Source organism: Actinomadura fibrosa (assembly GCF_900659615.1).
Classification (GTDB): domain Bacteria; phylum Actinomycetota; class Actinomycetes; order Streptosporangiales; family Streptosporangiaceae; genus Spirillospora; species Spirillospora fibrosa.
The window spans coordinates 1-9,656 of sequence record NZ_CAACUY010000297.1 but is presented as its reverse complement, the minus strand read 5'-3'; the positions used below and the strand labels follow the sequence as shown (position 1 = coordinate 9,656).

Here is a 9,656-nt window from a genome sequence, read left to right as displayed (position 1 = left end):
GATGGGGCGGGCCGAACCGCGGGGGCGCGGCGGGCCTGGCGGCGGTCGCGGGCGCCGCGGTCTGGGCCACCGTGCGGGCGGTCGCCGACGCGACGGCCCCCGAGGAGGGCACCTGGACGCTGGACGAGCTCCCGGAGCGGCCGTCCGGCGGCCCCGTCGTGGCGGGCGGCCTGGTGTTCGTCACGGTGGGCATCGGCTCGAACGGCTCGCTGGTCGCGATCGACCGGCGCACGGGCCGGCGGCGCTGGCTCGCCGACGGCGTCCGCGGCCCCCTGTCGGCCACCACGCTCCAGCTCGCCGTGAGCGGCGGCGTCGTCTACGCCTGCGGGGAGAGCGAGATCCGCGCGCTGGGCCTCGCGGACGGCAGGGAGCGGTGGAGCGTGCCGAGCAGCGACGACCCCGTCCCCGTCCTCGCGTCGGGCCTGCTGATCGCTCCCGAGGCGGGCTCGTCCGTGCGGTCCGAGGCGCTGGTCGCCTATGACGCCGCGACCGGCGCCAAGCGCTGGACGTTCGACGCGGGCGAGGGCATGAGCGCGGCGCCCGCCGTCTCGGGGACGCTCGCGTACGTGACCGGCAACCAGGGCCAGGTGTACGCGCTCGACACCGCCACCGGGCAGGCGAGGTGGCGCGCGGCCCTCGGCTCGGAGCGGCTGTTCACGACGGGCATGACCGCGACCCCGGTGGTCGGCGGCGGCGTCCTGTGCGTCACCGACGACAGCGGCGCCGTCCACGCCCTGGATCCCGCGACCGGCAGGCGGCGGTGGACGTCGGAGGAGACGACCGGGCGCGGCGGCGTCTTCGGCGCCGCCGTCAGCGTGGCGGGCCCCACCGTCTACCTGGCCGACGCGGGCGGCAACCTCCGCGCGCTCCGGCTGGGCGACGGGAAGGTCGCCTGGCGGCACGCGTTCCGCAAGTCCGGCAATTCCCCCAGGTGGCTGCTGCCCCTGGTCACCGGGGGCCTCGCGATCTGCTTCGCCGACGACACCCTCGTCGCGCTGGACGCGGCGTCCGGCCGGATCCGCTGGGAGTCCCCCGGGCATCCGGGCATCTTCCAGCGCCCGGTCCTGGCCGCCGGAGCGGTGCATTTCGGGAGCCTGCGCGACCTCACGTCGCACGACCTCGCGACCGGCCGGCACCTGCGCACGGTGTCCCGGGACGCCGCCAGCAACGTCACGGCGGCAGGGGACGTCCTGTACTGGAACGGCGAGGAGGCCGTCCACGCCGCCAAGGCGCGCTAGGCGTTCACGCTTACGGGCGTCCAAGCGTGGGGAGATGAGGCAGGGAGGCGATCGAAGGAGAACGCCATGCTGGTCCGAGAGGCCATGACCTCCCCCGTCGTCACGATCCCGCCGTCGGCCACGGTCCGCCAGGCCCTCCGCGTCCTGCACGAGCACGACCTCGCCGCCCTGCCCGTCGTGGACGGCGGCGGCCGGCTGCTCGGCATCGTCACCGAGATGGACCTGCTCAGGGCCGAGATCGACGCCGACCCGCGGGCGTTCGCCCGTCCCGTCGCGTCCCGGACCTCCGGGGCGGCCCCGGGGAGGGACCCGGACCCGGCTCCGCCGCCGCGGCGGGTCGAGCAGGTCATGACCCGGGACGTGGAGACCACCCGGCCCGGCGCCGAGGTGGCCGACCTCGCCGAGACGATGATGAAGACCCGCGCCGGATGGGTCCCGGTGCTGGACGGTGCCCGCGTCGTCGGCATCGTCGGCCGCCGCGACCTCGTCGCCGTCCTCGCCGGCGGCGACGCCCGGATCCGCGACGACGTGCTCACCGCGATCGCCGAGTACGGGCCCGCCGGCCCGGGCTGGGACGCCTCGGAATGGGACGTCTCGGTCGACGGCGGCGTCGTGGAGCTGCGCCCCGGGCCCGGCCGGCACGACGACGCGGCCGCCCGGCGCATCGCCGACCTCCTCGCCCGGACGGTGCCCGGCGTGACCCGCGTCTCGTTCCGCGGGACGGTCGCCGACCCCTGAGCCGGGCCTGAGCCGACCGCCTGCGCCGGGCCTGAGCCGGATTCGGTCGCCGACCCCGGGGCCGTCCGCCCGCGCCGTCTTGTTAACTAAATCAGTAGGAATAGTTGCGTTTATGCCGGGTGACGTGGTCTCATACGGCCGAGGTGCCCCGCGCCAGCGCGCGGGACCCGCGGATCACTGCCCGAGGAGCGCGTTCCCCATGCCCAGAAGAACCCGCACGGCCGCGACGGCCGCCGTGACCACCGCCGTCCTCGCCGCCGCCCTCGCCGGCTGCGGCGGCGCGGCGCGCGGCTCCACCGGCTCCGTCAAGATCGGCTACTTCCAGGGCGCGGTCGCCGGGCCGGAGGCGGTCGTCGCCGCGAACGCCGACCTGGCGTCCAAGGTGCCGGGCAAGATCGAGCTCCGGCCCATCGACAGCGGCGTCGCCGGGATGGCCCAGCTCCGCGCGGGCGCCTTCCCGTTCGTGTCCGGCGTCGGGAACCCGCCGTTCGTCGGCGCCTTCACGAGCGGCACGGACGTGCGCGCGGTGTACGTCGAGAGCATCGACGCGTCCGGGCTGGCCGTCAACGACAAGATCAAGTCCCCCGCGGACCTGAAGAAGGTCGGCGTGCTGGTCGGATCCACCCTGGACTTCCAGCTCCGCGGCTGGCTGAAGTCGCAGAACCTGACCTCGAAGGTGCAGATCGCGAGCTTCGCCAGCGAGGCCGCGGAGGCCGCCGCCTGGAAGGCCGGGAAGATCGACTCGGTCTACATCAGCCAGTCGTTCCTCATCGAGCTCCAGAAGCACGACGCGAAGGTGCTGGTCAAGAGCACCGACATCGCCGGGCTCGGCTACGCGGCCGTCAACATGCTCGCCGTGTCGGCCTCCTACGCCGACCAGCACCCGGACGTCGTGCAGGGCCTCGTCTGCCAGATCTCCAAGGCGGAGACCCTCGTGAAGGGGCCGGAGGTCGCCAAGTACGTCACGCCCGCGTCCCGCTTCCTCGGCGTCAAGCCGGAGGACGCGATCACCGCCACCAGGTCCTACCCGTACGTGACCACCGCCGAGGAGACCGGCTGGCTCAAGGGCGCCGACGGCACGGCCGCCTCCGGGAAGCTCGCCCAGAACTTCAAGCTCACCGCCGAGTTCCTGGTGACGCAGGGCCGGGCGAAGACCGTCCCGTCCACCGCCGAGATCGCCAAGCACATCGAGCCGAAGTTCTGGGACAAGGCGCAGGCGGGAGGCTGCAAGTGAGCGCCGTCGCGGCGGAGCCCGCCGTCACCGACCGGCCGACCGGGGTGAGGCTGCGCGACGTCCGCAAGACCTTCAGCCGGCGGCGGCGCCCGGGGCGTCCCGCGCTGGACGGCGTCAGCCTCGACGTCGAGCCCGGCGAGTTCCTGTGCCTGCTCGGGCCGTCCGGCTGCGGCAAGTCCACCCTGCTCAACATCCTCGCCGGGTTCACGCGGGCGGACTCCGGCGAGGTGCTGGTGGGCGGCGAGCCGGTCACCGGCCCCGGCCACGAGCGCGGGGTGCTGTTCCAGACCCCCAACCTGTTCCCGTGGCTGACGACCTGGCAGAACGTCCTGTACGGGCCGAAGGCGCGCGGCGCGCTGACCCCGCGCGTCCGCGAGGAGGCCGCGGAGCTGCTGGAGACCGTCGGCCTCGCCGACGCCCGCGACGCCTACCCGCACGAGCTGTCCGGCGGGATGCGGCACCGCGCCGCGTTCGCCCGGGTGCTGATCAACCGTCCGGGCGTCCTGCTCATGGACGAGCCGTTCGGCGCGCTCGACGCCATCACCCGCGCGAACATGCAGCGGTTCCTGCTCGAACTGTGGCAGCGGCACCGCACCACCATCGTCTTCGTCACCCACGACGTCGAGGAGGCCGCCCTGCTCGGCGACCGGGTCGCCGTGCTGTCCGCGCCGCCCGGCGGCACCAAGGCCGTCATCGACATCGACCTGCCGCGGCCCCGCTCCTACGAGGACACCGACACGCTCGCCTTCGTCAACGCCAAGCGCGGCATCCGGGAGGTGCTGGAACGATGACGACCACAGCGGAGCACGCGGACGCCGCCGTCGCGGCGGTGCCGGGCGGCGCGCGGCCGCGCCGCCGGTCGTGGCGGCGGCTCGGGACGGGCGCGGGCGCGCTGGCCCTCGCCCTCGCCATCTGGGAGGTGGCCGCCCTCGTCATCGGGGACGCGGTCACGCTGCCCACCGTCACCGAGACCGCGGACACGTTCGCGACCTACCTCACCAAGCCCTACCCGGAGGTGCAGGGCAAGACGCTGCTGGAGGACGCGCTCATCAGCACCGGCCGCATCCTCGCCGGGTTCCTGCTCGGGACGGCCGCGGGCCTGCTGCTCGGCGCGGCGATGGCGGGCGTGCGCGTCGTCCGCGAGCTCGCCGACCCGATCATCGGGGTGATGCGGCCGCTGCCGCCGATCGCCTTCATCCCGCTGCTGGTGGTGTGGTTCGGCATCGGCGAGACCTCGAAGATCGCGCTGATCTTCTTCGGGGTGCTGCCGATCGTCACGGTCGCGACGCTCGGCGCCCTCGACGCCGTCCCGCCCGACCTGCTGAACGCCAGCCGCAGCCTCGGCGCCTCGCCCTTCCACACGATGCTGCACGTCCGGCTGCGCGCGGCCGTGCCCGGCGTCATCACCGGGATGCGCATCGCCATGGGCGGCGCCTGGACCGCCATCATCGCGGCGGAGATGATCGCCGCGACCGGCGGCGTCGGCTTCCTCATCCTCCAGGCCGGCAACTACCTCCAGACCCCGCTGATCTTCTCCGGGATCGCGGAGATCGCCGTCCTCGGCTTCGCGTTCGACGGCCTGCTGCGGCTGCTGCTGCGGCTCGCCGACCCGACCGTCCGCCGCTAGGGGCTCAGGGCTGGGCGGCGCCCTCCAGGATGGCGCCGAGCCGGTCGACCGCCGGCCTGGACCGCAGGTGCAGGCCGGCGAGGTCGAGCCCCTCGTCGCCGAGGACGACCAGCAGGCCCTTCTGCCGGACGGCGTAGACCACGATGTGGCCGCGCTGGCAGCGGGTCACCACCTCGCGCAGCTCGCCCATGCCGACCTCCTCGCCGGTGCTGCGGCCGAGGCCGAGCGCCGCCGCCGCGAGCGCGGCCAGCACGTCCGGCCGCACCTCGTCGGTGTCGGCGGCGACCAGGATCCCGTCCACCGACGCCACGGCGGCGTCGGTCACCCCCACGACCTCGCTCCGCAGCGTCTGAAGTTCCGCGAGCACGGTTTCACGCATCATCGAAATCCCCCTTGTCCGGCGACGCGGGCTCCGCCGCCCGCGCACCGGCCGTCACGGCCCCGGTGTCCCGGGCGCCGTCCGTCCGCGCCGGCGTCAGACGCTGAGCTCGCCCTCGATGCGCCGCAGGTGGTGCCGCGCCAGCGCGAGGTTCGCGCGCTCGCGGTTCAGCGCGAGGTAGAGGAACAGCCGGCCGTGCCCGCCGCGCTCCAGCAGCCGGATGATGTGGTACTGCCCGTGCAGGGTGATCAGGATGTCCTCGATGGAGTCGTCGATCGCGAGCGCCTCCAGCGTGCGCAGCTTCGCGCGCACCACCTCGGTGTTGCCCGCCGCGGCGACCTCCAGGTTGAGCCCGGGACCCCCGCCGATCGTGCCGAGCGACATGCCGCTGTCGTAGTCGACCAGGGCGGCGCCCAGCGCGCCCTCGATGGCCATGGCTTCCTTGAGCGCGGTCTCGATGTTCACCGGTACTCCCCGTTCGTGAGCGCCCGCAGCGCTTCCGTTTCGGTCCCCGGAGGACGGCACGCGCGGACATCTCGGCTATTTCGGGCAGCAATCTATCCTGAGCACCACGTGCCGCACCGGTCGCTCAGGAAATCGACTGGGTTTGTTTCCTACCGGGCCGACCATGACACCGCACATGACCTCCGGCGCGGGACGCCTCGCACCGTCCGTCGCGTCGGAAGAGCAAGACGACGGTGTACTGACCTGACATGATGTTGACGCTCCCACCCGTACTAGCCGCATGCCGCTGGACGTGAAGAGAACCGAGATGGCCACAGCCGCACCACCGCCGGGCCGCACCGAACCGGCGACACCGGCCCCGTCCGACCGGGCGGGGATCCTGCTCTCCGCCGTCGTCCGATGGGGACGGCAGCGCTTCTCCGGCACCCTCCGCCTGGACGGCACGCCCGGCGGCACGGTGACGATGCGGGACGGCCTCGTCGTCGCGGCCGCCACCCCGGTCGCCCCCGGCCCCGAGCCGCTGCTGCTGCGCTCCGGCCGGATCTCCGAGGCCGACTGGAGCGCGGCCTTCACCGCCGGCGCCCCGGACGGCAGGCTCGCCGCCGAGCTCGTCGAGCGCGGCCTGCTCGGCACGGCCGGCCTGGAGGTCGTCACGCAGACCGCGGTGTTCGACGCGGTCTTCGCGATGGCGCTGTGCGGCGTCCGCACCTGCACGGCCGAGCCGACGGGCACACCCCCGCCGCTGCCCGCAGAGCCCGGCGTCGACGCCGAGCGGCTCGTCCGCGAGACCACCCGGCGGCTCGCGACCACGGAGACCTGGCAGTCCTTCGGGCTGACCGTGCACGGCCGCGCCCGCGCGCTGCCCGCCGGGGCCTCCGCGACACCGGTCGGCGCGGCCCGGCGCGCCGTCCTCGACCGCGCCAACGGCCGCCGCACCCCGCGCGACATCGCGTTCGCGCTCGGCCGCGGGCTCTACTCCGTCATGACCGACCTCGCAACACTCGTCGGCGACGGCCTAGCCATCATCGACGAACGCCCCGCGCCGAGCACGGCGGCGACAGCCGCGAGAACGCCTGGAACGGCTAGGACGGCCGCCACCGGACCGGCCACCGCGAGCACCACCAGAACGCCTGCCGCGGGCACCACCGGACCGGCCACCGCGGGCACCACCGGAACACCTGCCGGCGGAGCTGCGCCCACGCAGCCCCGGTACGCGACGCCTCCCGTCCACGAGGGGCCGGACGGTCTCCCGCAGCGCCGGCGCGGGGCCGCTGGTTCCTGACGCCCGGAAGGAGCATCCGACCACACGCCGGAGTGCGGGCGCTGTAACCGCGAAGCCAGAATATTGCTAGTTGTAGTTGCTCGAAAGCTGTGAGTGACTGTGACGCATGGTGGACCTGTTCAGCCACACCTTCCTCCCCCGCGCCCGGAGTAACCCGCTCCCCCGGCCGTCCGTCCCGGGCCCGCCGACCGCGGGCACGCCGGTTCCGGACAGGCCGCATCCCGGCACCCCGCCCCCGGCCACGCCCCCCGAAACCACGGTCCCGGACAACGCCGCTTCTGAGGTCGCCGCCACATCGAAGGCCGCCGCCACAGCGAACACCGCCACCGGGGCCGCCGCCGCAGACAAGGCCACCGCCACGACGGTAGTCGCCGCCGTGGACAGGGTCGCGGCCGTGGACAGGGCCGCCGCCGCGACGGAAGTCGCCGCCGTGGAGAAGGCTGCCGCCGTGGACAAGGTCGCGGCCGCGCGGGACGTCGCCGCCGTGGACGAGGACGCCGCCGTAGAGAAGGTGGCCGCCGCGACGGACGTCGCTGCCGTGGGCGAGGAGGGTGGCGGTGCGCGGCTGCGGTGGCTGTTGTCTGGGCCGACGGGGCTGGGTGCCTCTGCGGCGCGGATCGGTGGCGCGGCACCGGCCGTGCCAGGGGCCTGCACGGGTGGCGGTGGCCGGTTCCGGCCGTCCCCGGTCCCCTTCATCACGCGCCTGGGCGGGCACTTCTCGCCCGGGTACGCGGAGCGGGAGTGGGGCGACGGGTCGTTCTCGCCTCTGTACTGCCCCGTGACGGCGCGGATCGACGAGGGCCTCGCCCGCGAGGTCAACGACCGGCTCGTGGCGTGGGCGCGGGAGGTCGGGATCTACGCCGACCAGCTCGACCGCTTCCACGACACCGGCTTCGGGCGGCTGGCCGTGCTCGCCCACCCCGACAGCGACGACCCCGACCTGCTGCTGCTCGCGGCGCAGATGAACGCCGCCTGGTGGGCGTGCGACGACTACTACGCCGACGAGACCGACCTCGGCGCCACGCCGACGGAGCTGCCGCCCCGGCTGGCACTCGTCATGTCCGCCATGGACGCGCCGCCGCCCGCCGGGAAGTACACCGCGCAGCTCGGCGAGGCGCTGGAGGCCGACCCGGTGCTGGTCGCGCTGGACTCGGCCACGGCGCACCTGCGGCGGCACGCCACCCCGTCGCAGGTCATGCGGATCTGCAACACGACGTTCCAGATGTACGTGAGCTGGACGGCCTACGCCGCCTGGCGCCACCTCGGCGAGGTCCCCCCGGTATGGCGCTACCTCGCGGCCCGCCAGCACGACAGCTTCTACACCTCGATGACGCTGATCGACGTGGTCGGCGGCTACCAGCTCGACGGCAACCTCTTCTACGACCCGCGCGTCCACCGCGCCGTCATGCAGGCGGGCACGGCCTCGGTGATCGTCAACGACCTCCACTCCGCGGCGAAGGAGGCGGCCGACGACCTGCCGGACTGCAACGTCGTGCTGCTGATCGCCGCCGAGGAGGGCTGCTCGCTGGAGGAGGCCGCCGAGACGGCCGTCGCGCTGCACAACCGGTTCGTCCGGGACTTCGAGGCCGGCCAGAAGGAGCTCGCGCGGGTGCCGTCGCCGGAGCTGCGGCGGTTCCTGCTCGGCGTCCAGGGATGGATGGCCGGGGGCTTCGAGTGGCACGGCTCCTCGGACCGCTACAAGTGACCGCCCCACCAGGAAGGGAACCCCCCATATGCCCGCCACGCGGAACACGCAGGTGCTCAGCAGCCTCTACCAGCGCTCCGTCGCCGAGTACTGGAACGCCGAGCGGAACCCCGTCAACCTGCGGCTGGGTGAGGTCGACGGCGTCTACCACCACCACTACGGCATCGGCGAGGTCGACTGGTCGGTCCTTGAGGGTCCGGAGGAGACCCGCGAGGAGCGGACGATCGCCGAGCTGCACCGCCTGGAGTGCGCCCAGACGGAGCTGCTCGTCGGCCATCTCGGCGAGGTGAAGCCGTCCGACCGGATCATGGACGCGGGCTCCGGCCGCGGCGGGACGAGCCTCGTCGCGGCCGAGCGGTTCGGCTGCCAGGTGGACGGCGTGTCGATCTCGGAGGCGCAGGTGTCGTTCGCCAACGAGCAGGCGAGGCGCCGCGGGCTGGACGACCGGGTGCGCTTCCACTACCGGAACATGCTCGACACCGGGTTCGAGACGGCGGCCTTCCAGGCGATCTGGAACAACGAGAGCACGATGTACGTCGAGCTCGGGCTGCTGTTCTCCGAGCACGCCCGGCTGCTGCGCCGCGGCGGCCGGTACGTGACGATCACCGGGTGCTACAACGACGCCTACGGGCTGCCGTCCCGGGCCGTGAGCGAGATCAACGCGCACTACATCTGCGACATCCACTCGCGCAGCACGTACTTCAGGGAGATGGCGGCCAACCGCCTCGTCCCGATCGGCGTCGTCGACCTCACCGCCGCGGCGATCCCGTACTGGGAGCTGCGCGCCAAGTCCACGCTCGCCACCGGCATCGAGTCGGCGTTCCTCGACGCCTACCAGGGGGGCAGCTTCCAGTACCTGCTCATCGCCGCCGACCGCGTCTGACGGGGACGGCGCCCGGGCCCGTCCGAGAACGGCGCGCCCGGTCCGGACGCGCCGGCGCGGGCGGGTCGGGCCGGGCGCGTCCCGCCGCGGTGGAGCGGCGGGCGG

10 protein-coding genes are annotated in these 9,656 nt (G+C 74.0%); 8 read left to right on the top strand and 2 right to left on the bottom strand.

Going from position 1 to position 9,656, the window contains the following annotated elements; genetic code table 11:
* The 5 genes from E1300_RS43595 to E1300_RS43575 all read left to right on the top strand — a co-directional run.
* Nucleotides 1-1,238, top strand: a 1,238-nt coding sequence (locus E1300_RS43595) for a PQQ-binding-like beta-propeller repeat protein (RefSeq protein WP_165503257.1), incomplete at its 5' end; no start/stop codon positions are given.
* 66 nt (nt 1,239-1,304) lie between these two features.
* The gene (locus tag E1300_RS43590) at nt 1,305-1,976 is read left to right on the top strand and encodes a CBS domain-containing protein (RefSeq protein ID WP_131763148.1); all 672 of its coding nucleotides are present in this window, start codon (nt 1,305-1,307) and stop codon (nt 1,974-1,976) included.
* 199 nt (nt 1,977-2,175) lie between these two features.
* Entirely contained in the window at nt 2,176-3,210 is a 1,035-nt protein-coding gene (locus E1300_RS43585) for an ABC transporter substrate-binding protein (RefSeq protein WP_131763147.1), read from the top strand.
* Complete coding sequence (locus tag E1300_RS43580; protein WP_131763146.1) at nt 3,207-4,001, top strand: ABC transporter ATP-binding protein; 795 nt, start codon at nt 3,207-3,209, stop codon at nt 3,999-4,001. The genes E1300_RS43585 and E1300_RS43580 overlap by 4 nt, the downstream gene beginning before the upstream one ends.
* The gene (locus E1300_RS43575; protein WP_131763145.1) at nt 3,998-4,837 is read left to right on the top strand and encodes an ABC transporter permease; all 840 of its coding nucleotides are present in this window, start codon (nt 3,998-4,000) and stop codon (nt 4,835-4,837) included. Before E1300_RS43580 ends, E1300_RS43575 begins: the two co-directional genes overlap by 4 nt.
* Nucleotides 4,838-4,841: 4 nt before the next feature.
* Here the strand turns inward: E1300_RS43575 and E1300_RS43570 are convergent, their stop codons facing one another.
* Together E1300_RS43570 and E1300_RS43565 are read right to left on the bottom strand one after the other, a co-directional pair.
* Nucleotides 4,842-5,219, bottom strand: coding sequence for a roadblock/LC7 domain-containing protein (locus E1300_RS43570; RefSeq protein WP_131763144.1), 378 nt, complete (start codon nt 5,217-5,219; stop codon nt 4,842-4,844).
* A 93-nt stretch (nt 5,220-5,312) separates the two neighbouring features.
* On the bottom strand, nt 5,313-5,651 hold the full coding sequence (locus E1300_RS43565; protein WP_207400300.1) for a hypothetical protein: 339 nt from the start codon (nt 5,649-5,651) through the stop codon (nt 5,313-5,315).
* A 337-nt stretch (nt 5,652-5,988) separates the two neighbouring features.
* Here E1300_RS43565 and E1300_RS43560 point away from each other — a divergent pair, with 337 nt between their 5' ends.
* The 3 genes from E1300_RS43560 to E1300_RS43545 all read left to right on the top strand — a co-directional run bounded on the left by E1300_RS43560 (nt 5,989) and on the right by E1300_RS43545 (nt 9,551).
* Complete coding sequence (locus tag E1300_RS43560) at nt 5,989-6,963, top strand: hypothetical protein (RefSeq protein WP_131763142.1); 975 nt, start codon at nt 5,989-5,991, stop codon at nt 6,961-6,963.
* A gap of 376 nt (nt 6,964-7,339) precedes the next feature.
* The gene (locus tag E1300_RS43550; RefSeq protein WP_207400299.1) at nt 7,340-8,668 is read left to right on the top strand and encodes a family 2 encapsulin nanocompartment cargo protein terpene cyclase; all 1,329 of its coding nucleotides are present in this window, start codon (nt 7,340-7,342) and stop codon (nt 8,666-8,668) included.
* 28 nt (nt 8,669-8,696) lie between these two features.
* Nucleotides 8,697-9,551 carry a geranyl diphosphate 2-C-methyltransferase gene (locus E1300_RS43545; RefSeq protein ID WP_131763141.1) on the top strand — a complete coding sequence of 285 codons (855 nt, stop codon included), beginning with the start codon at nt 8,697-8,699 and terminating at the stop codon, nt 9,549-9,551.
* Nucleotides 9,552-9,656 lie beyond the last annotated feature (105 nt).

Coding starts and splice junctions, on each gene's coding strand:
- E1300_RS43590 (WP_131763148.1), top strand. CDS start 1,305: ATGCTGGTCCGAGAGGCCATGACCTCCCCCGTCGTCACGATCCCGCCG.
- E1300_RS43545 (WP_131763141.1), top strand. CDS start 8,697: ATGCCCGCCACGCGGAACACGCAGGTGCTCAGCAGCCTCTACCAGCGC.
- E1300_RS43565 (WP_207400300.1), bottom strand. CDS start 5,651: ATGGCCATCGAGGGCGCGCTGGGCGCCGCCCTGGTCGACTACGACAGC.
- E1300_RS43585 (WP_131763147.1), top strand. CDS start 2,176: ATGCCCAGAAGAACCCGCACGGCCGCGACGGCCGCCGTGACCACCGCC.
- E1300_RS43575 (WP_131763145.1), top strand. CDS start 3,998: ATGACGACCACAGCGGAGCACGCGGACGCCGCCGTCGCGGCGGTGCCG.
- E1300_RS43570 (WP_131763144.1), bottom strand. CDS start 5,219: ATGATGCGTGAAACCGTGCTCGCGGAACTTCAGACGCTGCGGAGCGAG.
- E1300_RS43560 (WP_131763142.1), top strand. CDS start 5,989: ATGGCCACAGCCGCACCACCGCCGGGCCGCACCGAACCGGCGACACCG.